The sequence below is a fragment of the Mycobacterium sp. NPDC049093 genome (assembly GCF_040704635.1).
In the GTDB taxonomy this organism is placed as follows: domain Bacteria; phylum Actinomycetota; class Actinomycetes; order Mycobacteriales; family Mycobacteriaceae; genus Mycobacterium.
In genome coordinates this window covers 841485-866417 of the sequence record NZ_JBEZJS010000002.1, presented here as the reverse complement: position 1 = coordinate 866417, position 24933 = coordinate 841485, and the positions used below count along the sequence as shown (strand labels likewise).

The 24933-nt window shown below is 66.9% G+C and carries 26 protein-coding genes, 1 tRNA gene and 1 pseudogene; 13 read left to right on the top strand and 15 right to left on the bottom strand.

The genetic code is table 11. The features are described from left to right. Nucleotides 1-41: 41 nt before the first annotated feature. Nucleotides 42-1354 (bottom strand): annotated as a pseudogene (locus tag AB0876_RS09710) (acetyl-CoA hydrolase/transferase family protein). 73 nt (nucleotides 1355-1427) lie between these two features. On the opposite strand from AB0876_RS09710, the gene AB0876_RS09705 reads away from it, so the two are divergent. Further along, nucleotides 1428-2636 carry an MFS transporter gene (locus tag AB0876_RS09705; protein ID WP_526041830.1) on the top strand — a complete coding sequence of 403 codons (1209 nt, stop codon included), beginning with the start codon at nucleotides 1428-1430 and terminating at the stop codon, nucleotides 2634-2636. Nucleotides 2637-2643: 7 nt separating this feature from the next. On the opposite strand, the gene tgt is transcribed toward AB0876_RS09705, so the two are convergent. Continuing rightward, complete coding sequence (tgt, locus tag AB0876_RS09700) at nucleotides 2644-3888, bottom strand: tRNA guanosine(34) transglycosylase Tgt (protein ID WP_526041829.1); 1245 nt, start codon at nucleotides 3886-3888, stop codon at nucleotides 2644-2646. Between the two features lie 66 nt (nucleotides 3889-3954). On the opposite strand from tgt, the gene AB0876_RS09695 reads away from it, so the two are divergent. Next, nucleotides 3955-4404 carry a lipoprotein LpqH gene (locus tag AB0876_RS09695; protein ID WP_491840114.1) on the top strand — a complete coding sequence of 150 codons (450 nt, stop codon included), beginning with the start codon at nucleotides 3955-3957 and terminating at the stop codon, nucleotides 4402-4404. Here the strand turns inward: AB0876_RS09695 and AB0876_RS09690 are convergent. Beyond that, nucleotides 4391-5299, bottom strand: coding sequence for an alpha/beta fold hydrolase (locus AB0876_RS09690; RefSeq protein ID WP_526041828.1), 909 nt, complete (start codon nucleotides 5297-5299; stop codon nucleotides 4391-4393). The genes AB0876_RS09695 and AB0876_RS09690 overlap by 14 nt on opposite strands. A 138-nt stretch (nucleotides 5300-5437) precedes the next feature. Here AB0876_RS09690 and AB0876_RS09685 point away from each other — a divergent pair, with 138 nt between their 5' ends. From AB0876_RS09685 to AB0876_RS09675, 3 genes are all read left to right on the top strand, one after another. Beyond that, nucleotides 5438-5938, top strand: a complete 501-nt coding sequence (locus AB0876_RS09685; RefSeq protein ID WP_491840112.1) for a lipoprotein LpqH — start codon at nucleotides 5438-5440, stop codon at nucleotides 5936-5938. Nucleotides 5939-6044: 106 nt separating this feature from the next. Further along, nucleotides 6045-7373 (top strand): PE-PPE domain-containing protein, encoded by a 1329-nt coding sequence (locus AB0876_RS09680; RefSeq protein WP_526041827.1) that lies wholly within the window; start codon nucleotides 6045-6047, stop codon nucleotides 7371-7373. A 24-nt stretch (nucleotides 7374-7397) separates the two neighbouring features. Then, entirely contained in the window at nucleotides 7398-9170 is a 1773-nt protein-coding gene (locus tag AB0876_RS09675) for a penicillin-binding transpeptidase domain-containing protein (RefSeq protein WP_526041826.1), read from the top strand. Between the two features lie 14 nt (nucleotides 9171-9184). On the opposite strand, the gene AB0876_RS09670 is transcribed toward AB0876_RS09675, so the two are convergent. Continuing rightward, nucleotides 9185-10540 carry a WS/DGAT/MGAT family O-acyltransferase gene (locus AB0876_RS09670; RefSeq protein ID WP_526041825.1) on the bottom strand — a complete coding sequence of 452 codons (1356 nt, stop codon included), beginning with the start codon at nucleotides 10538-10540 and terminating at the stop codon, nucleotides 9185-9187. A gap of 110 nt (nucleotides 10541-10650) precedes the next feature. On the opposite strand from AB0876_RS09670, the gene AB0876_RS09665 reads away from it, so the two are divergent. From AB0876_RS09665 to AB0876_RS09655, 3 genes are read left to right on the top strand one after another with little or no spacing between them, the layout of a single operon-like run. Then, nucleotides 10651-11061, top strand: a complete 411-nt coding sequence (locus tag AB0876_RS09665; protein WP_491840108.1) for a hypothetical protein — start codon at nucleotides 10651-10653, stop codon at nucleotides 11059-11061. Then, the gene (locus AB0876_RS09660) at nucleotides 11021-12796 is read left to right on the top strand and encodes a peroxidase family protein (RefSeq protein ID WP_526041824.1); all 1776 of its coding nucleotides are present in this window, start codon (nucleotides 11021-11023) and stop codon (nucleotides 12794-12796) included. Before AB0876_RS09665 ends, AB0876_RS09660 begins: the two co-directional genes overlap by 41 nt. Nucleotides 12797-12806: 10 nt before the next feature. After that, nucleotides 12807-13346: a nitroreductase family deazaflavin-dependent oxidoreductase gene (locus AB0876_RS09655; RefSeq protein ID WP_526041823.1), complete on the top strand. Its 540-nt coding sequence runs from the start codon at nucleotides 12807-12809 to the stop codon at nucleotides 13344-13346. On the opposite strand, the gene AB0876_RS09650 is transcribed toward AB0876_RS09655, so the two are convergent. Then, on the bottom strand, nucleotides 13343-13900 hold the full coding sequence (locus tag AB0876_RS09650; protein ID WP_526041822.1) for a TetR/AcrR family transcriptional regulator: 558 nt from the start codon (nucleotides 13898-13900) through the stop codon (nucleotides 13343-13345). The two genes, AB0876_RS09655 and AB0876_RS09650, sit on opposite strands and share 4 nt — an antisense overlap. Nucleotides 13901-14007: 107 nt before the next feature. On the opposite strand from AB0876_RS09650, the gene AB0876_RS09645 reads away from it, so the two are divergent. After that, nucleotides 14008-14880 carry an SAM-dependent methyltransferase gene (locus tag AB0876_RS09645; RefSeq protein ID WP_526041821.1) on the top strand — a complete coding sequence of 291 codons (873 nt, stop codon included), beginning with the start codon at nucleotides 14008-14010 and terminating at the stop codon, nucleotides 14878-14880. Nucleotides 14881-14918: 38 nt separating this feature from the next. Here AB0876_RS09645 and AB0876_RS09640 read toward each other — a convergent pair. The 3 genes from AB0876_RS09640 to AB0876_RS09630 all read right to left on the bottom strand — a co-directional run bounded on the left by AB0876_RS09640 (nucleotide 14919) and on the right by AB0876_RS09630 (nucleotide 16009). Continuing rightward, nucleotides 14919-15009 (bottom strand) — tRNA-Ser (locus AB0876_RS09640). Between the two features lie 41 nt (nucleotides 15010-15050). Beyond that, nucleotides 15051-15506 (bottom strand): nucleoside deaminase, encoded by a 456-nt coding sequence (locus tag AB0876_RS09635; RefSeq protein WP_418009426.1) that lies wholly within the window; start codon nucleotides 15504-15506, stop codon nucleotides 15051-15053. Then, nucleotides 15503-16009: a tRNA adenosine deaminase-associated protein gene (locus tag AB0876_RS09630; RefSeq protein ID WP_491840103.1), complete on the bottom strand. Its 507-nt coding sequence runs from the start codon at nucleotides 16007-16009 to the stop codon at nucleotides 15503-15505. The genes AB0876_RS09635 and AB0876_RS09630 overlap by 4 nt, the downstream gene beginning before the upstream one ends. A gap of 98 nt (nucleotides 16010-16107) precedes the next feature. Between AB0876_RS09630 and AB0876_RS09625 the strand changes: the two genes are divergently transcribed. Further along, nucleotides 16108-17052: a prephenate dehydrogenase gene (locus AB0876_RS09625; protein WP_491840255.1), complete on the top strand. Its 945-nt coding sequence runs from the start codon at nucleotides 16108-16110 to the stop codon at nucleotides 17050-17052. On the opposite strand, the gene AB0876_RS09620 is transcribed toward AB0876_RS09625, so the two are convergent. Genes AB0876_RS09620 through AB0876_RS09600 form a run of 5 tightly spaced genes read right to left on the bottom strand, consistent with a single transcriptional unit; the run spans nucleotide 17015 to nucleotide 21120 of the window. Further along, entirely contained in the window at nucleotides 17015-17602 is a 588-nt protein-coding gene (locus AB0876_RS09620) for a putative glycolipid-binding domain-containing protein (protein WP_055118442.1), read from the bottom strand. The genes AB0876_RS09625 and AB0876_RS09620 overlap by 38 nt on opposite strands. Beyond that, complete coding sequence (locus AB0876_RS09615) at nucleotides 17599-18381, bottom strand: ABC transporter permease (protein ID WP_526041820.1); 783 nt, start codon at nucleotides 18379-18381, stop codon at nucleotides 17599-17601. The genes AB0876_RS09620 and AB0876_RS09615 overlap by 4 nt, the downstream gene beginning before the upstream one ends. Next, on the bottom strand, nucleotides 18378-19049 hold the full coding sequence (locus AB0876_RS09610) for an ABC transporter permease (RefSeq protein WP_526041819.1): 672 nt from the start codon (nucleotides 19047-19049) through the stop codon (nucleotides 18378-18380). The genes AB0876_RS09615 and AB0876_RS09610 overlap by 4 nt, the downstream gene beginning before the upstream one ends. Before the next feature lie 3 nt (nucleotides 19050-19052). Continuing rightward, nucleotides 19053-20159 carry an ABC transporter ATP-binding protein gene (locus AB0876_RS09605; RefSeq protein WP_526041818.1) on the bottom strand — a complete coding sequence of 369 codons (1107 nt, stop codon included), beginning with the start codon at nucleotides 20157-20159 and terminating at the stop codon, nucleotides 19053-19055. A gap of 28 nt (nucleotides 20160-20187) precedes the next feature. Beyond that, entirely contained in the window at nucleotides 20188-21120 is a 933-nt protein-coding gene (locus tag AB0876_RS09600; RefSeq protein ID WP_526041817.1) for an ABC transporter substrate-binding protein, read from the bottom strand. Between the two features lie 114 nt (nucleotides 21121-21234). On the opposite strand from AB0876_RS09600, the gene AB0876_RS09595 reads away from it, so the two are divergent. Then, nucleotides 21235-21630, top strand: coding sequence for a LapA family protein (locus AB0876_RS09595; protein WP_055118451.1), 396 nt, complete (start codon nucleotides 21235-21237; stop codon nucleotides 21628-21630). 4 nt (nucleotides 21631-21634) lie between these two features. On the opposite strand, the gene AB0876_RS09590 is transcribed toward AB0876_RS09595, so the two are convergent. Next, nucleotides 21635-22657, bottom strand: coding sequence for a phosphotransferase family protein (locus AB0876_RS09590; RefSeq protein WP_088305307.1), 1023 nt, complete (start codon nucleotides 22655-22657; stop codon nucleotides 21635-21637). A 9-nt stretch (nucleotides 22658-22666) separates the two neighbouring features. Then, nucleotides 22667-23275 (bottom strand): histidine phosphatase family protein, encoded by a 609-nt coding sequence (locus AB0876_RS09585; RefSeq protein ID WP_491840097.1) that lies wholly within the window; start codon nucleotides 23273-23275, stop codon nucleotides 22667-22669. A 48-nt stretch (nucleotides 23276-23323) separates the two neighbouring features. Between AB0876_RS09585 and AB0876_RS09580 the strand changes: the two genes are divergently transcribed. Both AB0876_RS09580 and AB0876_RS09575 read left to right on the top strand, forming a co-directional pair. Then, nucleotides 23324-24079: an SDR family NAD(P)-dependent oxidoreductase gene (locus tag AB0876_RS09580; protein WP_526041816.1), complete on the top strand. Its 756-nt coding sequence runs from the start codon at nucleotides 23324-23326 to the stop codon at nucleotides 24077-24079. Nucleotides 24080-24139: 60 nt separating this feature from the next. Further along, nucleotides 24140-24886 (top strand): GntR family transcriptional regulator, encoded by a 747-nt coding sequence (locus tag AB0876_RS09575; protein WP_491840254.1) that lies wholly within the window; start codon nucleotides 24140-24142, stop codon nucleotides 24884-24886. The last annotated feature ends 47 nt before the right edge of the window (nucleotides 24887-24933 follow it).

Genomic DNA, 24933 nt, shown 5'->3' with positions numbered 1-24933 from the left:
CAACTTACAAAATGTAAGTTAGACGCTGCGGCGCGTGGGCGCTACCCGACGGGCGAGCGTCCCTGGGCCGCGCGCTGCGCAGCCGCCAGCATCGCGTCGCGGAACTGCGGGTGTGCGATAGCCGCCAACGCCTCGCCGCGCTCACGAACCGTCCGGCCCTCCAATTCGGCTGCCCCGTACTCGGTGACGATCACGTCGACCTGATGCCGTGGCGTCGTGATCACAGCGCCGGGACCGAACCACGGCACGATCCGCGACTGGAGCACTCCGTCCTTCTCGAACGTCGAGGGCAGGCAGATCAACGAGCGGTCCGACAGCTCAAGCCCCGCACCGGCCACGAAATCCTCGGCGCCGCCGACCCCGCTGAACTGGTCGCCGGCAATGGTGTCGGCGACGACCTGGCCTTGGACGTCGACTCCGAGCGCGCCGTTGATCGTGACCATGTCGTTGTTGGCGCCGATCACCTCCGGCGCATTGACGATCTCGACGGGGAGGAACGCGACATCGGAGTTGGCGTCCAGCCACGCATAGAGCTCGGTCGAGCCGAACGCGAAGGTCGTCACGCTCACCCCGTCGTACAGTCCTTTGCCCACGTTGGTGACCTTGCCGGCCCGGTGCAACTGCATGCACCCATCGGTGAACATCTCGCTGTGCAGCCCGTAATCGCCCCGTCGCCTTCGGCGAGCAGAGCGGCGATCTGGCTGGGAATCGAGCCGATGCCCGTCTGCAGCGTCGCACCGGACGGGATGTAGGCGACCGCGTGCCTCGCGATCGCTCTGTCGACGTCGGAGGGTGACGCCGAGGGAAGCGCGAGCGGTGCATCGGTCGAGTGCACGAGGACGTCGATCTCGTCGACGTGCAGCGCATGTCGATACCCTTCGAGCCCGAATGTCCGCGGGTAGGCGTCAGACGCCTCGACGACGAGCAACCGCTGCGGATCGGCGCCGGCGCGGCGTAATTCGCCCACCGTGGCACCGGCATGTAGCGACAGGGAGCACCAGCCATCCTCGTCGGGCGCTGCCGCCACGGTCGTCATCACGCGCGGCGCCTGACGCTCGAGCAGCGGAGCGAACCGGCGGAAATCCGCGGGCGCGAATTCCACGTCGGCGCCCATATCCCGCAACATCCGCTCGAACGGACCGAAGAAGCCGGACAGGTAACGGACACCGGAGCGGTTGAACAGTTCGGTCCCGACTCCGAGCAGTGCGCCGTAGACACGTAGGTCCGTCCAATCCGTGCGCTCTCCGAGTGCACGGAGGAACGCCGGCGGCTGGCCGGGCCCCAGCGGGATCCCGAGCGTGTCGGCGGTCGCCAGACGCGTGGCGGCCTGTTCGGCGGTGAGCTCTTCCGGCATGGCGCCACTCTCCCACACCGCATGGTCCGATTTCCGCCAGCACGCTGACCTGGGCGCCCATAGCGTCACCGGCATGACATCGCAGCCCCAAATGACCCGAAACACCGTGTGGTTCATGGCGATTGCCGCCGCCCTCGGCACTGCCGCGATCTATCCGCTCCAACCGGCGGTCTCCGATGTCGCCGACAGCCTTGACATCTCGGTCGCCCACGTCGGCGTCGCGCTGGCGTGCGGCCCGGTCGGCTATCTGTTGGGGCTCGCGCTGCTGGTACCGCTCGTCGATCGGTTTCCACCGAGATACGTCCTCGGCGCACAGTTCGGCGCCTTGGCCGCAGCCTTGGCGGCCAACGCCGCGGCCGGCACGATGTGGTTGCTGGCGCTCACCATCACGCTGATCGGTGCCTGTTCCACGGTCGGTGCGCAGTTGAGTTCGATCACCGCACGCTTCGTCCCGGCGGGGCGCCGGGCCACCGCGCTGGGCATAGTCACGGCGGGCATTTCGGCCGGGATCATCGGAGGCCGCATCGCCGGCGGCTGGCTGGCCGACGTATCGGGATGGCGCGGCGCCCTGCTCGTGTTCGCCGTCGCATCGGCGATCGCCGCACTTGTCGCCGTACGGATGCTGCCTGCCACCGCCGGTTCCACCACGAGCGGCATCATGGCGACGCTTCGCGCCCTGCCCGGCCTGTACGTTCGGTTCCCGAAGCTGCGCATCGCCGCGGTGCGCGGTGCGCTCTGGTTCTTCGCCTTCTGCGCGGTATGGGCCGGCCTCGCCGTTGCGCTGGCACAACCGCCCTACTCGTATTCAGCGGAACGGATCGGCCTGTACGCCCTTGCCGGCCTCCTGGGCATCGCCGCGACGCGCATCGCCGGCACGTGGACCGATCGCGTGGGCCCGCGTCGAGTGATGGTGGTCGGCCTGGTCGTCGCGGCCCTCGGCGCGATCACCCTCGCTGTGTGCCTGGCGAACACGGCGGCCACGCTCGTCGGTCTGGCCGTGTTCGACGCCGGACTCTTCGCGGCCCAAGTTGCCAATCAGAGCACGGTTTTGGCGATCGACGCCGCCGCACCCGCGCGCTTCAACAGCGCCTACATGGTGGTGTACTTCGTGGGCGGCAGCCTCGGTACCGCCTTCGGCGCGGCCGCGGTCGGGTGGATGGGATGGCCTGCGACCGCAGCTGTAACTGCCGCGGCAATCGTTGTCGCCATGGTCCTCAGCGCCACCGACCGTCACGCCAGAGTGGCTGCCGTCGGCCAATGCCACGCCAGCGTGACAAAGTGAGGGCAGGTCAGTTGACGGGCACCCCGTAGTACCGCCCCAACACATGCGCCCGGAGCTCATCGAATTCGCCAGCCAGGATCGATGCCCGGATCTGATCGACCAGCCGGATCACGAACCGCTCGTTGTGGATCGTGCACAGCGTCGCCGACAACATCTCCTTGGCCTTGAACAGGTGCCGGATGTAGGCGCGGGAGTAGTTGGCGCAGGTGTAGCAATCGCATTCGGCATCGATCGGGGTGAAATCCCGCTTGTACCGCGCCCCGGTGATGTTGAAGCGGCCGGTCGCCGAGTAGACCGCCGCATTGCGAGCCACCCGCGACGGCGACACACAGTCGAAGGTGTCCGCGCCGGCGGCCACGGCGTCGAACAGGTCATCGGGCTCACTGATACCGAGCAGATGCCGGGGCTTGTCCGCAGGCAGTTCACTGCTGACCCAGCCGACGATGGTGGCCAGATTCTGCTTCTCCAGCGCGCCACCGATGCCGTAGCCGTCGAAACTCAGTCCCTCGGCGGCCCCGGCCTCCTGCCCGATCGAGGCCAGCCCGCTCGCGGCCTGCCGGCGCAGATCCTCGTACTGCGCGCCCTGCACCACCCCGAACAACGCCTGCCGCGGCCGCTCCGGAGACAAAGCCTGCAGCCGGTGATGCTCGGCCAGGCACCGCACCGCCCACTCATGGGTGCGCTGCACCGAGCTTTCCTGGTAGGCGCGGGTGTTGACGAGCGTGGTGAGCTCGTCGAACGCGAAGATGATGTCGGCGCCGAGCTTGTTCTGGATGCCGATCGAGATTTCCGGGGTGAACCGGTGTTTCGACCCGTCCAGATGCGAGCGGAACGTGACCCCGTCGTCGTCGACGTGAGCCAACCGTTCTTTGCCCTTGGCGATGATGTCGTCGGCCTGCAGCCGCTCGGTGTCCATCGCCAGGACCTTCTTGAACCCGACACCCAGCGACATCACCTGGAAGCCGCCGCTGTCGGTGAAGGTCGGTCCGGGCCAGTTCATGAACGCCCCGAGCCCGCCGGCCTCGGCCACCACATCCGGGCCCGGTTGCAGGTAGAGGTGGTAGGCGTTGGCCAGGATCGCTTGGGCACCAAGCTGTTTCATGGTCTCTGGCAGCACCGATTTCACGGTGGCCGCGGTCCCGACCGCGATGAACGCCGGAGTCTGGATATCGCCGTGCGGCGTATGGATGGTCCCGACCCGACCGAGTCGGCCGGGCAACTCGGCCTCCACGGTGAAATACGGCTGGTCCACACCTGGTATTCAACCGGATGCGCGTCCGATTTCCGTCACAGGGGCGGACGCGGCCATACTGCGGACGTGAATTTGGTCATGCGCCGCCCCATTGTCATTGCCACCGGATTTGCTGTGTGTCTGGCTGCAGTCGCCGGATGCTCGTCGCAGGAATCGGGTTCATCTGGGAAGTCCGGCCAGGGCCGGGTGACCTTCGGTCCCAACGACGCCGGTCCCGTGACCAGCGTCAGCTGTGAGACCAAGGACGGGCTGACCACGATCGGCGTCAAGGGCAAGATGCCGGCCTCCGTGGCGCTGACCGACGGAGAGGCACCCGTGGTGCAGTCGGTGAACATCGGCGACGTCAACGGCGAGGGGGCTTCGCTGACCTACCTGTCCGGCCTTTCGGGCGCACCGGTCGTGGCCGCCCGCGACGGCAAGGCCTACACGATCACCGGCACCGGCATGGGTATCGACCCCAACCAGCCGGGCGAACCGGTGGACATGCCGTTCGACATCGCGGTCACCTGCCCCTGAGGAAGGTCACGATCGCCTCGGCAAGTTCCTCACCGGCGTCCTCCTGCAGGAAATGACCCGCGTTCGCGATCGTCGGATGATCGATACCCTGGGCGCCCCGCATGTCCCGCTGGAAGATGGGCGCCATGGCTCCGGTGATCGGGTCGCCGTCGCTGAACGCCACCAGCATCGGGGTTTCGCCGGCCGTCAACGCTTTCCAAGCTGACCGGTTGGCGGCCGCGGCCGGGTCGTCGGGTGCGGTGGGAACAAGACCGGGCATTGCGCGCGGACCCGCGCAAAAGGTGTCGTCGGGGAACGGCGCGTCGTACGCCGCCCGGACCTCGTCGCTGACCGGGCGGCGGCACCCGGCCTCCACGAATCTGCCGACATCGATGGTCGGCAGATTCTGGATGGCCTTGCGGAACTGCCACCAGATCTCCGGCATGGGGATGTCGCCGCTGGGCAGCCCCGTGTTGGCGACGACGATGTTGGCGAACCGGTCGGGATTCTCGGCCGCCAGCCGCAACCCGATCAGGCCACCCCAGTCCTGACCGACCAGGGTCACCCGACGCAAGTCCAAGACATCGCAGACCAGGGCCCGCATCCACTCGACGTGCCGGGCATAGGTGTGATCCTCGATGCGCGTGGGTTTGTCCGATCGGCCGAAGCCGACCAGGTCAGGACAAACGACGCGATGGCCCGCCGCGGCCAGGATCGGGATCATGCGCCGGTAGAGAAACGCCCAGGATGGTTCCCCGTGCAACAACAACACCGGGTCGGCCTCCGGCGGACCGGCCTGCACCCACGCCACCCGCAATCGGCCGCCCTCGGTGTCATCGATCTCGGAATAGGCTGGGACATAAGCAAACTCGGGAAGGTTAGCGAACCGGTCGTCTGGAGTACGCAACGTCTGCATGACGCTGAACTTACGACTGCACAGCGCCCGCGGGGAACGATTCTTCCAATCGCATGCCCATGACCTGCATCAACCCCAATACTTCTGCCTGACAGTCCGCCAATGAAGACGGGCTGCACAACCGTGAGGAGAGCAGTGGTGAAGCGTGAGTTCCTGGTTGCCGTCGGCGGCGCCGCGATCGTCATCGCCGGCCTGTCCGGCTGTTCGTCGAGCGACAAGAAAGACACCTCCAGCGACACGAAGGCCACCGCCTCGGCGTCGGCAACGGCTTCGGTCGAGGCAGGCGACGCCAAGGCGACCACCGGTGCGGGCACCGCCAGGGTCAGCATCGACGGCAAGGACCACCAGATCGAGGGCACCGTCGTGTGCGCCACGGTCGCAGGCAATGTCACCCTGACCGTCGGACAGGGCATGTCCGGCGTCAGCGCCACGCTCGGCGAGGGCGACCAACCGTCGGTGACCGCCGTGGCACTCGGCAATATCGACGGCGTCAGCCTCGGCTACACGCCCGGCGTGCCCGGCGGGAGCGCCGAAGCCACCAAGGATGGCAACAAGTACACGATCAAGGGTGAGGCCACGGGTGTGGACGGAATGAACCCGGTGACCAAGCCTTTCGAGCTGGAAGTCTCCTGCCCGTAGCAATCCACTCACTTTTAGCAAACATCTGGCATAGTGTGGGCCCGGACTGATCCGGGCCCACGCTCTGTTCTCAGTCGTTTTCACTTCGGACGATCTGAGGAGCACCGTGGCCGATCACCGTAAGCGCGCGCGTTCATCGGCTGCCGCGGTGGCCGGTGCCACCGCAGGCCTGGCCGCGGTGCTCACCTTCGGACATGTCGCCGACGCGCTGGCGGCCACCCTGCCGGGAGGCAATGCGGTGGTCGGTGTCGGCGGGGCGAAGAACCCGAACAGCGACCGGATCCCGAACAAGTTCCAGAGCAACTACGTGCCGTACGGCGGTGAGTTCGTCGGTACCGACCCGGGCCAGTTCTACGGCGTCAACTACCCGGCCACGCTGCCGATCGATCAGAGCGTGGCCGAGGGGCGCCAGCCGCTGATCGACACGGTCGACGAAGCGCGCGCCGCGGCCGGTCCCGACGGGACCGTCTACATCGTCAGTTACTCCGAGGGGACCATCGTCGCCGAGAAGTACAAGCGCGAACTCGATGCCCAAAACAACCCTGACACCGGCACGTTGAAGTTCGTGTACATCGCGGCGCCCACGGTTCCCAACGGCGGAATCTATGCCCGCTTCCCGAATATGGGACCGCTCGGGCTCCTCGGATTCACCAGCACCGGCGCAGCCGAACAGTCGCCGTATGGCGAAACCTTCATCACCATCGAGTACGACCCCGTCGGTGACTTCCCGGCCTACGCCAACCCACTGGCACTGGCCAATGCGGCGGCCGGGTTCTTCTACCTGCACGGCGACCCGACGCCGGATGCCACCGACCTCAACGATCCCGACGCCGTCATCGTGAAGACCGTCACGACGCCGGGTGGCGGGACAGACACCTACATCCTGGTCAAGACCGAGCACCTGCCCTTGCTGCAGCCGATCCGCGACGTGTCGACGGCGCTGAACACCACGGCATTCACCGAGCCGGTGCTCGGCGCGATCGAGCCCACCCTCAAGCTCGCCGTCGACATGGGCTACACAGATCGCGACTACTCCGATCCCGCCACGCCGACCCGGTTCTCGTTGATCACGCCGCCGAAACGGATTGCCGAGACCCTGAATCAGCTGCCCGCTGCGCTGCAGCAGGGTGCGGACAACTTCAAGGGCGGATCGCCTTCTACTACATTGCCCTCGACGACATCACCTTCGACGGCTCCGGCTCCCACCGTCCGTGTCGCGGCAAAGGAAGCTCCTAAGGCCGTCGAGACGACTGCCGACACCGAGACCCCGAAGAAGCCGATCAAGCGGGCACCCGCACAGCGACGCGACGAGGTGCGAAACACGATGTCGGATGTGGCGAAGAACGTCAGGGACTCATTCAAGCCCAAGCCCAAGTCCGAGCCCAAGCACCGGGCCAAGCCGCAACGGGCGTCCGACACGGACAAGGCTGCCTAGAGCCCGGGATGTCATGCTGGGAACATGACTCGACGGCACCGCCCCGCCTTCGTCTGGTTCCTCTTGATCGGCCTGTTTCTTCCCGTCGTGGGATGCTCGTCGTCCCCGGACCCGGCTGACCGATTCGCCGCCTTCGCCGATGCCCTGCAACGCAAGGACGCCCACGGCGCGGCCGCGCAGACCAACGACCCCGCAGCTGCCGAACCGGCAATCACCTCGATGTTCAACGGCATGGGCGATGCCGCCTCGGTCAAGGTCAGCGCCGAACCCGATGACCAGACCGGCGCCACCCTGAAGTATCAGTGGTCCTGGGGTGAAGGCCACGACTTCGGCTACGACACCACCGGCACCGCCGCCAAGGCCGGTGACGACTGGCTGATCACCTGGGCCCCGACGCTGTTGCACCGAGATCTGCGGGACGGCTTGCGCTTTCAGTACAGCACCGACAGTGACCTGCAGACCCCGGTGCTCGACCGGACCGGCCAGCCGTTGATGACCTGGCAGACCGTGGGCGTCGTCTCGCTGGACCGCGCCCACGTCGATTCCGCCGCGCCGCTCGCCGCGCTGTTGAACCGCTTCGACCCCACCACGACCGCGGAATCCATCGGCGCGCAGTTCACGTCGAACACCGACGATCGCGTGACGGTGATGAAACTGCGCGAAGACGACCTCGCCCAGGTACGCGACCAACTGGCCCAGATTCCGGGAGTCGCGGTGGCCGAGCAGGGTGAGTTGCTGACTGCTGACCGCCAACTGTCTTCGCCGGCCATCGGCGGGCTCACCGAGCTGTGGCACGACCGGATCACCAAAGCCGCCGGATGGTCGGTCTATCTGGTCGACGGGGACGGCGCACCCGCGCAGCGCCTCACCGCGCAACCGCCCGCACCGACCGACCCGATGCGCACCACCATGGACCTCCGGCTGCAACTGCTCGCCCAACAGTCCGTCGACCATGAGACGCGTCCCGCGGTGCTGGTCGCGCTGTCGGGCAAGACGGGTGGGATTCTGGCTGCCGCACAGAACACGGCCGCGGATCCCCAAGGCGCCATTGCCTTTTCCGGGCTCTACCCACCGGGGTCGACGTTCAAGACCATCACCACCGCAGCCGCGCTGGAAGCCAACCTGGCCACCCCGGACAGCCCGGTAGCCTGCCCGGGTCAGTTGACGATCGAGAACCGCACCATCCCCAACGACGACGACTTCGACCTGGGGATAGTGCCTTTGGCGTCGGCGTTCTCCCATTCGTGCAACACCAGCATGGCGGCACTGTCGGACAAGCTGCCCGCCGATGCGCTCACCAAGACGGCGCGCGCGTTCGGTATCGGGGTGGACTTCACCATTCCGGGGCTCACCACGGTCACCGGCCGGGTTCCCAACGCCGACACGGCCGCCCAGCGGGTGGAGAACGGTATCGGCCAGGGCACCGTAACCGTCAGCCCGTTCGGTCTCGCCGTCGCCGAGGCCAGCCTGGCGCACGGCTCGACGGTCCTGCCCAGCCTGGTCGACGGTGAGAAGGTGACCGCCGATACCCCCTCCGAAACGCTGCCTGCCGGCGTCACCGCGGCGCTGCTGGACATGATGCGCAAGACCGTCACCGAGGGAACCGCCAGCCAGTTGAGCGATATCCCGGATCTCGGCGGCAAGACCGGTACGGCGGAATTCGGCGACAACACACACTCCCACGGGTGGTTCGCCGGGATCGCCGGGGACATCGCGTTCGCGACCCTGGTGGTGGGCGGTGATTCCTCGACGCCCGCGGTCAAGATCTCGGGAGACTTCCTGCGGTCCGCCGCCTGAACAATGCCTTTGGGTCAGGCGCCCGACGCAACCTCCAGCGCCTTGAGCGAGTCCTCCAGATGGCTGAGCATCCGCTGCAGGTGCGGCACACTGCGGCGGCAACCGACCAGACCGAAATCCAGGTTGTCGGCATTGTTGGCCAAGGTGATGTTCATCGCCTGACCGTCCAGCGCGATCGACAGTGGATAGTTGCCGTCGAGCCGAGCGCCCTTCCAGTACAACGGATGTCGCGGCCCGGGCACGTTGGAGATGACCAGGTTGAACGGCGGTGCCGTGGCCCTGACGAACCCGGGGACCGCGGCCAGGCCGAGCGGGGCGATCATCATCGCCGACAGCGCCAGTGCCTGGACCCGCGGCAGTTCGGAGAACACCTTCTTGTTGCCCCGCATCGACTCCCCGATGACATTCAGCCGCTCGGCGGGGTCGTCCACATCGGTACCCAGATTGCACAGGACCGTGCCGACCATATTGCCGCCGGCGTCGGCCTCGTGTTCGGCACGCAGGCTCACCGGCACCATCGCGATCAGCGGTTGTTCCGGCAGCGCGTCCTGTTCCAACAGGTAGGCACGCAGCGCTCCGGCGCACACCGCGAGCACCACATCGTTGACCGTGAACCCGGCCGCCCGCGAGATCCGCTGGAACCGCTCCAGCGGCCAGGACTGCGCCGCGACCCGGCGGGCTCCGCCGATCTTGACGTTGAACATGGTCTTGGGAGCCGCGAACGGCAGGGTGAGCTGCTGTTCGAGCAGCGCCGACCGGGCCAGCTTGACCGTCGACGGCGCCAGCCCGGCGACCGAGCCGACGGTATCGGTGACGGTCCGCAGCACCGACGAACTCTGGTGCTCCCGCTTGCGGCGCGGCAGCGACCACGGCACCCGCACCTCGGTGTCATCGGGATCCTCCGACAGGGTGCGCATCAAGAGCTTCAGTGCCGACACCCCGTCGATCAACGAATGGTGCATCTTGGTGTACACCGCGAACCGGCCGTCGGCGAGCCCCTCGATCAGGTGCGCCTCCCACAGCGGACGGTGCCGGTCGAGCAGGCCGCCGTGCAGACGGGAGGTCAACTCCAGCAGATCCCGAACGCGGCCCGGGGTCGGCAGCGCCGACCGGCGCAGGTGGTAGTCCATGTCGACGTCGTTGTCGTAGGTCCAGCCGACGTTCGCGATGCCGCCGAGGATGGTGGCCGGATGTTTGCGGAACACCGGCTGAATGTCGGTCTGGGCCACCATCTCCTCGTGCAGTTCGCGCACGAAGTCAATGCCCGCACCGGCCGGAGGTTCGTAGAGTGCGAGGCCACCGACATGGAACGGGTGCTCCCGCGTCTCAGCGATCAGGAACATCGAATCGGTCGGCGACATCAGATCCATGGACACATTCAACGCCGTTGCGGCGGGCTCTGACGAAGACCCGGCGAAACAGGCGAAACAAGTAGCCGACTACTCATGCACCGGCCGCGGCGAACGCCCAAGATCTAGACATGCTGAGCCCGACAGCAGCACGCACCGCGCTGGCGGTGATCCGGATCCTCAATGGCGCGACCGCCCTTGTGGCGCCCGAAAGACTTCTCACCCGCCTCGGCGTCGACACCGCACGCGATCGTTCGGCCGGCTATCCGTTCCGGATGTTCGGCATCCGGACCGTGCTGATCGGGCTGGATCTACTCGTCCTGCGGGGCAGCGAACTTCGTCGGGCCGAGAACCTCGCGATCCTGATCCACGCCACCGACACCCTGTCGGCCGCCGTCACCACAGCGCGCGGCGATCTGCCGCGCCGCCACGGCGTGACGGCCACTGTCATCTCCGCCATCAACACCGCTCTCGCCGTCATCGCGTGGAAAGGATCCCGTCATGCCATCGCTTCTCACGAGGTTGTTCCTCAAGACCACTGAGCTGATCGACCGGCGGATCGGCTGGGACAAACTGCCGCCGATGCTGGGCATCTCGGTGCTGGTCGGTATCCGCGACGCGTTGCGGGAACACAACTTGTACGACACCTATCAGGGCCGGCCACCGGAGGCGCCGACCGTGGAACCGACCGACTACCTGACCGTCCGGACGGCCAACGGTTCCTACAACGATCTCTCGGTGCCCTCGATGGGCATGGCGAACACCCGGTTCGGACGCAATGTGCCGCCGGCCGAGGGCCATGCCGAAACGATGCCTGAGCTGATGGACCCCAATCCCCGGCTGATCAGCACCAAACTGCTGCAGCGCCGCGAATTCCAGCCGGCCACCACACTCAACGTGCTCGCAGCGGCCTGGCTGCAGTTCGAGACCCGCGACTGGTTCAGCCACGGCACCGACCTCAATCGGATGCTCGAGATTCCCCGCCCCGACGGTGACACCGAATGGCCCGAGGCCACCATCAAGGTCCCCGCCACGGCCGTCGACCCCACGGCCGCGCCGGGCGGTTCGACCTTTGTCAACACCGAAACCCACTGGTGGGATGCCTCGCAGATCTACGGCAGCAACCAGGATTTCCAGAAGGCCATCCGCAGCGGCAAGGGCGGCAAGGTGCGCATCGACGCCGACGGGTTCATCGACATCGACCCGGCCCTCATCGGCGCTTCCGGTGGCGCAGACGGCTGGTGGCTGGGCATGGAGCTGATGGGCACGATATTCATGCGTGAGCACAACGCCATCTGCGACCGGCTCAAGGCGGCATACCCGAGCTGGGACGACGACCAACTGTTCAACAAGGCACGGCTGATCAACGCCGCGCTGATCGCCAAGATCCACACCATCGAATGGACCCCGGCGATCCTCGGGCATCCGACCCTGCAGATCGGGATGCGGGCCAACTGGTTCGGCCTGGCCGGTGAGCGGGTCAAGGAGTTGTTCGGCCGGATCGGGTCCAGCGATGTGGTCAGCGGAATCCCCGGCTCGACCACCGACCACCACACCGCCCCGTATTCGATCACCGAGGACTTCGTCACCGTCTACCGGATGCACCCCCTGGTGCCCGACGACTACGAATTCCTCAGCCTCACAACCGGAGTCGAGCCGCGCACAATTACCTTCGGTGAGATCCACGGCGGCGCGAACTCCCGCGGTGTCCTCAAGAGTATGGGTGTGGCCGAGTGCCTGTACTCCCTGGGTGTCGCCCATCCCGGCGCGGTCACCCTGCACAACAGCCCGAACTTCATGCGGAACTTCCAGCGCACCGACGAGCACACACTCGACATGATCGCCACCGACATCCTGCGTTCCAGGGAACGAGGAGTCCCGCGCTACAACGACTTCCGCCGTGCGTTACGACTGAACCCGGTGATCAGTTTCGACCAGATCAGCGGCGGCGACGCTGCCACCGCCGCCGTGATGGCCGAGATCTACGGCGGCGACATCGAGAAGGTGGACACCACCGTCGGCATGTTCGGCGAGAAACTGCCCGAGGGATTCGGCTTCAGCGACACCGCATTCCGGATCTTCGTGTTGATGGCCACCCGTCGCCTCAAGAGCGACCGGTTCTACACCGTGGACTTCACGCCGCGCGTGTACACCCCCGAAGGCATGGACTGGATCGACCACAACGACATGACCTCGGTGTTGCTGCGGCACTATCCCGAGCTCGAGCCATCACTGCGCGGGCAGCGCAACGCCTTCGCGCCGTGGGCGCGGATATAGGCGCTTTGTCGTGACCGGTTTCCTCCACGGCATCCCCCGCGTCGACCTGAAAGCGCGGCCGTTGTGGAAACGCGAGCTGTCCTGGGCGGTCGGGGGCAAGTTGTTCACCACCGAGCGAGCCGCGAAGTTCTGGCGGCGACGGGTCGCGCCGCTGGAAGGTCCGGTGATGAAGGCGACCGGCGGACGGGTCCGCATCAGCGTGGGCATACCGGTGCTCATGCTGACCTCGACCGGCGCACGCAGCGGCAAGCAGTACGAGACCCCGCTGGCCTACTTCACCGACGGCGACGACGTGGTGTTGATCGCTTCCAACTACGGGCGTGACCGTCACCCGAGCTGGTATCACAACCTGCTGGCGCATCCGGACTGCGAGCTGCACATCGGGCCGAACGGCGGGCGCTTCGTCGCACGCGAGGTCGCCGGCACCGACCGCGACCGGCTCTACGCCCTGGCCGCCGACCGGCTGAACAAGGGCTGGAACACCTACAAGCGACGCACCGACGGGATCCGCACCATCCCGGTGCTGCGGCTTTCGCCGCTCCGGGGCTAAGGGCTGCGCCGGTAGATCTCCGAGGCGATGGCGATGGCCGTGTCGTTGCACTGCTCATCGGTGAGCGGCAGGTCACCCATCATTGCCACGCTCCAGGAGATGGTCAGTAGCGCCTGGCGGGCGTGATACACCGCGACCGGATCGTGGTCGGGAGCAGTCATGGCGTCGGAGACGGTGCGGAACTGGTAGCGCAGGTCGGCGCCGACCCCGAGCCGATTGAACGCCGCGTAGTTCTCGTGCATGAACCGCGTCATGGCCCGGCCGGTGCCGTGCAGCACCGTGCCGTACCGTCGCAGGACCTCGAGTCCGGTGTCCCGCCCGTCCGGCTGATCAGCAGCCCAGCTCAGGATATCGTCGATGCCGTTGCGCAGATCATCGGCGAGGCTGACAACGATGTCTTCTTTGGCTGGGAAGTGGTAGTAGACAGCAGCTTTCGTGATCCCGAGACTTTCGGCGATCTGACGGATCGAAGTGTGGTCGTAGCCGTGGGCCGAGAACAGCTCAAGGGCCACTGCGCGGATCTTGTCTCGGGTGTCGGTCCGTCGACCTGCCATCCAGACCCTCCCATTACTTGACGCCCGGTAAGGGATGAGCTTAGCGTGGCCGCATCCATTACTTACCTGCCGTCAAGTAATGAATACTTCGCATCGAGGGGGAATCCATGCACGGTTCACAGCTGCCCACAACACTGACCGGCCCGCCACTCACGGCCGTCGGGGTCGCGGTGATCCGGGCCCGAGAATTCGAACGGGATGACTGCCTCTACGCCGATCCGTACGCCGCCCGGTTCGTCGCGGCAGCACAGAGGGCATATCTCGCCCCGGACGCGCCCGCAGGCGCCGCCGAAACCTGGGCAACAGTGCTGCGGTTGGCCGACGTGATGTACGAATCCCGCACAATCGGTGTCCGCCTCGTCGACGACGCACTGACCGAAGCCGCGGCGGCCGGGCGCACCCAGATCGTGCTGATCGGCGCCGGGCTGGACACCCACGCGTTCCGGCTGACCTGGCCCGGACCCGTGCGCCTGTTCGAGGTCGACCTGCCCGAACTCTTCGCCTTCAAGGAACCGATCCTGCGCGACGCCGTCGCGACCTGCGAACGTCACGTCATCGAGGCGGACCTGTCCGACGGCGACTGGGCGGAATCCCTGGTGGCCAACGGGTTTGATCCCGCCATCCCGACACATTGGGTCGACCATGCACTGATGACACTGCCGAGGGCCGCAGCTCGCGCCGGGGTCGAGTCGATCACGCGGCTGTCCGCGCCCGGCAGTCAGTACGGATTCCCGACCATGGGTAGCCAGAGCTTCAACACCACACTGAAGTCGGTCGACGGCGCCGCGGACCTGTATCGCGGCATGTCCAATGTCGACCGGGGCCTCGGTGACGACGCCCGGCAATGGATCGAAACCCTGGGATGGTCAACGTCGTTCAACAGTTTCGCGGAACTTGCGGCGCGCTATCCCCGCGCTGTCGGTTCGGATTCCGGCAGCGGGACTGTCACCGCCACGCGGTTGGCTGCTCGGTCGACATAAAAAAACCCCGCTACCTGTGAGAACAGGTGCGGGATTTATGGCGGTGGCGGAGGGATTTGAACCCTCGGACGGGGGTTACCCGTCACACGCTTTCGAGGCGTGCTCCTTAGGCCGCTCGGACACGCCACCGTGTGGCAGCTTACCGGGCGAGTGCCGCAAGCCCTAATCGCTTACCGCTGGGCCGCGAAGAACTCCTCCAGCAGGGCCGCGCACTCGTCGGCCAGCACCCCGCCGACCACCTCGGGACGGTGGTTGAGCCGGCGATCGCGGACCACATCCCACAGCGAGCCGACCGCCCCGGTCTTGGGTTCCCACGCGCCGAACACCACCCGCGCCACCCGGGCCAGCACCAACGCGCCCGCACACATCGTGCACGGCTCGACCGTCACGGCCAGCGTCGCACCTTCCAGCCGCCACCCGTCGCCGAGCACCCGGGCGGCCTCGCGCATCGCCACGATCTCGGCATGCCCGGCCGGGTCGCCGGTGGCCTCACGGACGTTCGCCGCGCGCGCCAACTCGCTGCCGTCGGCGGCGAACACCACCGCACCGATCGGCACGTCGCGCGGACCGGCCGTCCGGGCAGCCCCCAGCGCCGCACGGATCAGGGATTCGTCTGAGGCACTCACCGACCGAGCCGGTCGAGCACCGCCGACAGTTCGTCGGCGAAGCCCATCTCGCGGGCGATCCGCCCGATCTGTTCGTCGGCGTACAGGTCGGTCTCCGACAGGATCACCCCGAGCACGTCCTCGTGCAGACCGATATCGGACAGCACCGCGAGGTCGCCCTCTTCGAAGGGATCCGCGTCTTCGAGATCCTCTTCTTCCAGGTCAGCGTCCAAATTCTCCAGCGCCTCGGCGGCGATGTCGTAGTCCAGTGCCGCGGTGGCATCCGACAGCAGCAACCGGGTACCCGCCGGCGCCGGCCGCACGATCACGAAAAATTCGTCGTCCACATCGAGCAGCCCGAAGACCGCCCCGGCGCTGCGCAGCTCGCGAAGCTCGGTCTCGGCCGCGGTCAAACTCTTCAACGACGACGACCGCATTGGGGCGCACCGCCACTTGCCGTCCTCCCGGACAACGGCCACCCCGAAACCATCGGGCAGGTCTGCCGGTGCACGCTGCGCCTCCATGCCCGCCTACGGTAGTCGCCGACCAGCAATTTTGACAGGGATCACCCTCGGCCCCGGCCGGGTCGGTATGCCAACCTTGATGCGTGACGAACACACCCGTGTGCGTGTTGGGCCTCGGTCTGATCGGTGGCTCGCTGATGCGTGCCGCCGCCGGGGCCGGCCGCGAGGTCTTCGGCTACAACCGGTCCCTGGAGTCCGTCGCGGCCGCCAAGTTCGACGGGTTCGACGCCACGGCGGACCTCGACGAGGCGCTGCGCCGGGCCGCCGACTGCAACGCGCTGATCGTGGTGGCGGTGCCAATGCCGGCCCTGCCGCAGATGCTCGACCGCATCCGCAGCACTGCACCCCAGTGCCCGTTGACCGACGTGACCAGTGTCAAGGGCGCGGTGCTCGCCGAGGTGGAGCGAGCCGGCCTCCTGCAGAACTTCGTCGGCGGGCATCCGATGGCCGGAACCGCGCACTCCGGCTGGTCGGCCGGGGACGCCGCCCTGTTCACCGGCGCCGCGTGGGTGGTCAGCGTGGACGACCACGTCGACGCCCGCATCTGGTCCCAGGTGGCCCAACTGGCGCTGGACTGCCATGCCGTCGTGGTACCGGCCCGCTCCGACGAGCACGACGCGGCTGCCGCCACGATCTCGCACCTCCCGCACCTGTTCGCCGAAACCCTGGCCGTGATCGCCGGCGAGGTGCCGCTGGCCTTCGCCCTGGCCGCCGGATCGTTCCGCGACGGCACCCGGGTGGCGGCCACGGCACCGGACCTGGTGCGGGCCATGTGTGAGGCCAACGCCGACCAGCTGCTGCCCGCGCTGGAACACGGCATCGAACTGCTGACCCGCGCCAAGGAGACCCTGGCGGCCACGGGTTCGGTGGCCGATCTGGTCGAGACCGGGCATGCCGCGCGGATGCGTTACGACAGCTTCAGCCGCCCCGAGATCATCACCACGGTGGTCGGGACCGACAACTGGCGGGCCGAGCTGGCTGCCGCCGGACGGGCCGGCGGGGTGATCAGATCCGCTCTGCCAGTCCTGGGTAATCAAGGATGAAGCCGTCGGGATCCACCGTGATGGTGGTGTCGGCGACGGGCGAGCGCAGTTTCACCGCGGCTCCGGGTCCCGGGCTGCTGTAGCTGATGTTCGCGGTCTCCACCGACAGGTCCGGCAGCCGCACGTAGACCACCGGCAACGTCACCGACTCCGCGCGTTGGTGCAGACCCGTCCGCCGGATCGGCAGCGCGTTGAAGAACGGGCTGAACACGAGGTCCACGTCGAGCGCACCGCCGAAGTCCGAGCGCTTGGTCTGGGTGTGATCCTGCACCAGCCACATGTTCTCCTCATCGCGGGCGATGGAGAGCTGGCGTTCTCGCTCGGCCAGCGTGACGGTGAGAGACAACCGCTTGGTGGCGCCGGTCTCGTCGGTGACCAGGTCGTATGAGGCCGAGAAGGCCGGGTGGGATTCGGTGGAAGCCGCCACGATCCGGCCGTAGGCCTTGATCCTGTTGCCCGACAGCTGAACCCGAGCGGATTCCATCCGGGGTTCGTCGTGCGCCCGCCAGGTCAACACTGCTGGCCAGGCACGATCCTTCTCGTCGCTCACCCGTCTACCGTATGCGACGATGCGCGGCCTTCGTAGCCGAGTCCGGAACTCCCAGCCGGACGTGACTCGAGGGCCACCTCGTCGCCGAGCAACGGCTGCGGAATCCGTCGCCGACCTCCCAAACGGCCACTACCGGGCACCGAGAGCCACACCGCGAACGCCAGCGCGGCATCGAGAATCAGGGCCAACGCCGTCACCATGAGCGCACCCACCAGCGCGATGTGAAACTGGCGCACCTTGATGCCGTCGATCAGATACCGGCCCAACCCGCCGAGACTCGCATAGGCCGCCACCGTCGCGGTCGCCACGATCTGCAGTGTCGCGGTTCGCAGACCGCCCACGATCAACGGCAGCGCGTTGGGCACCTCGACCCCGAACAGCACCCGTCGCTCCGTCATGCCCATCGACCTGGCGGCGTCCACCACGGCGGGATCGACGTTCGCGATGCCGGCGTAGGTGCCGGCCAGCAACGGAGGGATGCCCAGCAGCATCAGGGCAACCGTCGGTGGCACCAACCCGAGCCCCCACAACAACACCCCGAGCAGCAGCACGCCGAGCGTGGGCAGGGCGCGCAGCGCGTTGACCCCGGTGACGACCAGAAAGGTGCCGCGCCTGGTGTGCCCGATGACCAGTCCGACCGGGATCGCGATGAGCGCCGAGGCCGCCACCGCGACGACGGTGTACTGCAGGTGTTCGACGATGCGCGCGCTCAGACCGGCCGGCCCGGCCCAGTTGGCAGCGGTGAAGATGAAATCGAGTGCCTGCTGGAGGAAGTTCATGCGGCCGCCTTGACGCGCGCGGCCCGCCGGGTTCGAGGCGTGCGATTCCACGGCGTGATCGCCTTGCCGGCCAACATGATCAGGGTGTCGATGACGACGGCCAGCACGAAGATCGCGATGATCCCGGCGATGATCTGGTCACTCTTGTTGGACTGATAGCCCTCGGTGAACCAGGTGCCGAGGCCGCCGATGCCGATCACCGAACCCACTGACACCATCGAGATGTTGGTGACGGCCACCACCCGCAGCCCGGCGATGAGCACCGGGATGGCCAGCGGAAGTTCCACCTTGAGCATCCGCACCCACGGCCGGTAACCGATCGCCGTCGCCGCGTCACGCACCTGCTCGTCCACCGCGTCGAGCGCCTCCGGCACCGCCCGCACCAACAGGGCCGTGGTGTAAAGCGTCAGCGCCACAATGACATTGGCCTCGTCCAGGATGCGAGTCGGGATGACCAGCGGCAGCACCACGAACAACGCCAGCGACGGAATGGTGAAGATGATGCTCGCGGTCAGGGTGGTCAGCCTCCGCAGCGCCGTGGTGCGTTGCACCGCCGCACCCAACGGCACGGCGATCAGCAGCCCGAGCACGATCGGCACCAGCGACAACCGCAGGTGCACAATGGTCAACACCCACAGGTCGTCGAGATGGTTCAGCAGATACCGCACGGGCTACCCCAACTCCGGGACGCGGCGCTGCTCCTTGAGCGCGTCGAGCACGTCGTCGGCACGCACACCCCCGACGAGCCTGCCGTCCTCGTCGACCGCCACACCGAGACCGCTCGGCGACGACAGCGCGGAGTCCAGCGCCTGCCGCAGGGTGCCGTCGGGCGGAAAGAACGACCCGCCGCCGATGGTGCTGTCGTAGAGCTCATTGCCCTTGCGATGCACCTCGACACCGTCGGCGTTGATCCACGCGAACGGCTTGCCTGATTTGATGACCAGCCGCCACTGGCCTGGGCTCAGGTCGAGCGCGTCGATATTGTCCTCGTCGACGTGTTCGATCTGGTGCAGTGGCAACCCACTGGTGTGGAAGAACTGCAGCCCGCGGTAACCGCGGTCGGCACCGACGAAGGCCGATACGAGTTCGTTGGCCGGGTTCGACAGGACGAAGGCGGGATCGGCGTATTGCAGTAGCGCCCCGCCGCGGCCGAACACCGCCACCTTGTCCCCGAGCTTGACCGCCTCGTCGATGTCGTGCGTGACGAACACGATCGTCTTGCGCAATTCGCTTTGCAATCGCAGGATTTCGGCCTGCAGATCCTCACGGACCACCGGGTCGACCGCACTGAACGGCTCGTCCATCAACAGAATCGGCGGATCGGCGGCCAACGCGCGGGCCACCCCGACCCGCTGCTGCTGCCCGCCCGACAGTTGCGCCGGATATCGATCGGCGAGTTTCGGGTCGAGCCCCACCCGTTCCATCACGCCGATCGCGGCCTTGCGCGCCTTGCGCCGGGATTCGCCTCGCAACACGGGCACGGTCGCGACGTTGTCGACCACCCGCAGATGCGGCATCAGGCCGGCGCTCTGGATGACGTAGCCGATGCTGAGGCGCAGCTTGACCGGATCGACCGTGCTGATGTCGTCCCCGTTGACGGTGATGGTGCCCGAGGTGGGGTCGATCATCCGGTTGATCATCCGCATCGAGGTGGTCTTACCGCAGCCCGACGGGCCGACGAACACCGTCAGCGTGCCTTGCGGCACTTCGAGATTGAGGTTGTCGACGGCGACGGTGCCGTCCGGGTACTGCTTGGTGACGTTGGTAAAGGAGATCACCGCGTCCCTCTGCTCTTCGCGCAGGCGCTCATCGCGTCACCCGCCGATCGAATCCGTTGTCCCTGATCCACTTTCCGGCCGCCTCGTCCGGGTCGACGCCGGCATTGCCCTCGACCGCGGTGTTCAGCTCGATCAGGGCCTCGGTGGTGAGCTTGGCCGACACCGCGTCGAGCACGGTCTTGAGCTCATTCGACATCTTCTGCGAGGCCACCAGCGGAACGACATTGGCGGCCAGGAAGACGTTCTCGGGATCTCCCAGAGGCACCAGGTGGTGCTGCTCGATCGCCGGTGAGGTGCTGAAGATGTTGGCGGCCGTGACGGCACCGCTGTTGAGGGCTTGAACGGTGGCCGGACCACCACCGTCACTGATCGCGACGAAATTGACGGGCGCGATGTCCAGCCCATACCGGGACTTCAGGCCGACCAGCCCGGTCTGACGGGTCTGAAACTCAGATGGTGCACCGACTTTCACCTCGGCCGAATGTGCAGCGAGATCGGCGACGGTCTTGAGGTTCCAGCGCTGGGCGGTCTCGGCGGTGACCGCGAGGGTGTCCTTGTCCTCAGCCGGTGAGGGATACAGGATCGACAGGTCTCCCGGCAAGGCCTTGAACAGCGCGATCAGCACTTCATCAGAGGTAGTAGCCGTGGTGTCCTTATCGAAGTACTGCAGGAGATTCCCGGTGTACTCGGGGATCAGATCGATCGAGTGGTCCTGCACCGCAGGCACATACGTCTCACGGCTACCGATACCGAACTGCCGGCGGATCTGAAAGTCATTGGCCTCCAGAGCCTGGGCATAGATCTCGGCGATGATCTTGGACTCCGGGAAGTCGGCCGACCCGACGGTGATCGACTTCAGGTCACCCGAGATCGGCCCGCCGCCCAACGGATTGGCACTGCCACAACCAGACATCAAGAAGGCAAGCAGTATCGCCAGAGTCGCCAGGGTTTTGCGGTGCATCCGCGTCCTTTCGGCGGTTCAGCCTTTCTCCAGACCCTAACGGCACACCCGACATGCCGCCGCGCTTTACCTCAGGGTGTTTGCTTTGACGCCGCGACGGGCAAAGATGTCAGTATGACCAGCGATCCGTCTGCATCGCCCGATCTGCCTGAGCCGACGCCGAATGTGCCGGTGACACCGACTCCTGACCCAGGCAAGGTCCCCGATGCCGGCAAGCCCCCCGCCAAGTCAGGTAAGGCCGCCGAGCCCAAACTGACCCGCGCCGGGGCGCTGTGGTCAGCATTGATCCTGGGTTTCCTGGTGCTCATCGTGCTGCTGATCTTCATCGCGCAGAACACCGAGCCGGTCCCGATGACGTTCCTGGCCTGGCACTGGTCGTTGCCGACAGGCGTGGCCATTCTGGGCGCCGCGGTGGCCGGCGGATTGCTGACCGTCGCCGCCGGATCGGCGCGAATCTTCCAGTTGCGCCGCACGGCCAAGAAGAACTTCAAGGCCGCCCAGCGCAGCTGACGCGTCAGCCGATGGCGCGTAGGCCCGAGGCGATCGCCGGGGCCACCGCCTCGCCGACACTCGAACCGCCGGGCGCCTCGGAGCCTTGGCGCGCACGGAAGTCGATCCCCGCGGCGATGATCGCTGCCTTGAAGTACGCAAGCGCCATGTAGAAGTCCCAGTGCGCCAGGTCCTGGCCGGACTGCACCGAGTAACGGTTGGCCAACTCGTCGGCCGACGGCATCTGCGGTGAGCTCCACGCCGCTTCCATGCTCAGGATCAGGTTGAACATCGGGTCGCGGTACACGCACATCAGCGCGGCGTCGCTCAGCGGGTCGCCCAGCGTGGAGAGCTCCCAGTCGAGCACCGCGAGGACCTTCGTCGGATCCTGTGCGTCCAGGATCGTGTTGTCGATGCGATAGTCACCGTGCACGATCGAGTTGCGGCTCTGGGCCGGAACCGAATCCGCCAGGGCCTGATGCAGGCGCTTGACGTCGTCGTCGCGGGGGTCGTCGGGCAGCCGGACCAGGTCCCACTGCGAACCCCAGCGGCGTACCTGACGTTCCAGGTAGCCCGCGGGCTTGCCGAAATCGCCGAGGCCGACGGCCTCGGGGTCCACCGCGTGCAGGTCGGCCAGTACCCGGATCAGGGCGTCGACGCTGTCGCTGATCACGGTCTCGTCGCCCAGTTCGGCAAGCTCGGATGCGCTGCGGACCACCCGGCCGTCCACGTTCTCGACCATCTGGAACGGTGCACCCAACACGGAGTCGTCGTTGCTCATCGTCACTGCCCGGGCGACCGGGACCGCGGTGCCCGCCAGCCCCGCCACCACCTTGTACTCGCGGGCCATGTCATGCGCGGACGGGGTCAGACCGTGCAGCGGCGGTCGGCGCAGCACCCAGGCGGACTCGTCGTCGCACACCCGGAACGTCAGGTTGGAACGGCCACCGGCGATCAGCTCGGCGCGGAGCTCACCGCTGCGGGCGATGCCCTCCGAGCGCAGATGCCGGTCCAGGGCGGTGAGGTCGAGACCCTCCAGATTTGTCACCGTCACTGTTTACCACCGGACATTTCGAGGCAGCAGGTCCCATACGTGTTCGGTCCCGTTGACCGAGGCGACGGCCAGCTTGCCCGAGCGCGATGACAGCAGCCGGGTGACCGAGGCGTAGTCGACGTGGAAGGACAGCAGTCGCTGGGTCTGCAGGATCTGGTGTAGCAGCACGTTGATCACCCCACCGTGGCTGAACACCGCGACGGTGCCGTCATGGTCACCGACCTCCACCAGGTCCTCGACGGCGGCGGCGATTCTGGCCATGAACGCGTTCTCGTCCACGCTGCTGGGCAGGTGACCGTTCACCAACCGCGCCAGTTCTTCGGGGTTCTCCTTGGCGATCTCCTCGATCGGCACGTAGTGCGACATGTCGCGGTCGTACTCGGCGAGCCGCTCGTCGACCTCGACCTGCAGGCCCAGCTCCTTGGCGACCGGTCCCGCGGTCTGGATCGCGCGCCGCTGCGGGCTGCTGACGAGCCGGCTGACGGGGAAGCGGGCCAGGGCAGCGGGCAGTCGCTGCGCCTGGGCGAGACCTTCTTCGGACAGGTCGGGATCGGACCCTTGACCGGGCTCGCTGCGCAGCGGTAAAGCATGTCGGACGAGAAGCAGTTGCACCGTGTCACCATAGGGCCGCGGTGTAAGCCGGCCGGAGAGGGTCATCACATGGGATATGCCGACGGGTTGTTCGACCTCACCGACCGGGTCGTCCTGGTCACCGGCGGCAGCCGCGGACTGGGCCGCGAGATCGCGATGGGAGCCGCGCGGTGCGGCGCCGACGTGGTGATCGCCAGCCGCAACCTGGACTCCTGCGTGGCCGCGGCCGAGGAGATCGCCGCCGCCACCGGTCGTGCCGTTCTGCCCTATCAGGTGCACGTGGGCCGATGGGATCAGCTCGACGGTCTGGTGGACGCGGTGTACGAGCGGTTCGGCAAGGTCGACGTGTTGGTCAACAACGCGGGCATGTCACCGCTGTACGAGTCGCTGGGCTCGGTGAGCGAGAAACTCTTCGACTCGGTGTTCAACCTGAATCTCAAAGGGCCGTTCCGGCTTTCGGCCCTGCTCGGTGAGCGCATGGTTGCCGACGGCGGTGGCGCGATCATCAACGTCAGCTCATCCGGATCGCTACGGCCCGACCAGTACATGCTCCCCTACGCCGCAGCCAAGGCCGGGCTCAACGCGTTGACCGAAGGGCTGGCCAAGGCGTTCGGGCCGACCGTGCGGGTCAACACCCTGATGGCCGGGCCGTTCCTCACCGATGTCAGCAAGGCCTGGGACATGGCCGGCGAGCCGTTCGCCCACCTCGCCCTGCAACGGGCCGGTAACCCTCCCGAGATCGTCGGGGCTGCACTGTTTCTGATGTCCGATGCGTCCAGCTTCACCACCGGCTCGATCCTGCGGGTGGACGGCGGCCTGCCCTGAGCCGGGCGCGGTAATGTAGCGCGGGTAGCAAACTTGTCATGACACCCTGACCGGAAGGTGATGCAGATGGCGGGGCCCGTTTCGCGCCACGAGCACGTCGCCTCCGAGCTACGTCAGCGCATCAGGCGTCGCGACTACGCCATCGGAGCACCACTTCCCACCGAGAGCGCGCTGTGCGCGGAGTTCGACGTGTCGCGCGGCCCGGTGCGCCAGGCTCTGGCGACGTTGAAGAACGAGGGCCTGATCCGGGTCTCCCGCGGCAAGCCGGCGGTGGTCCGCAGTCATGACGCCACCCAGACGCTGGACACGTTCACCCCGTTTACCCAGTGGGCCGAGCGTGCCGGGCGCGTCGCCGGCAACCGCACGATCGAGGTGGCGCGCCGTCGCGCCTCTGAAACCGCCATCGAGGCATTGGGTTTGACCGCCGATGACTTCGTGGTCGAGGTGTTGCGCGTGCGCCTGCTCGACGGTGAACCGGCGATGATCGAGCGCAGCACGTTCATCGAATCGGTGGGTTCGCTGCTGTTCGAGTTCGATACCGACTCCGGCTCGATGACCGACTACCTGGCCAGCCGCGACGTGTACTTCGACTCGATGGAACATGTCCTCGACGCGGTGGCGGCCGGACCGGACGATGCCGCGAATCTCGGTATCGCGCCGGGCAGCCCACTGCTGCGCGAGCGCCGGGTCTCGCGGGATCAGCACGGCGTGGTGTTCGAGTGCGCCGACGACCGCTACCGGCCCGACGTGGTCACGTTCAGCATCGTCAACGCGCGCACCAAATTTTCCTCCGCCGAGCAGACATAGAACTGTCCCTTTTCGCGTGAAAAGGGACAGTTCTATGTCTGCTCGCG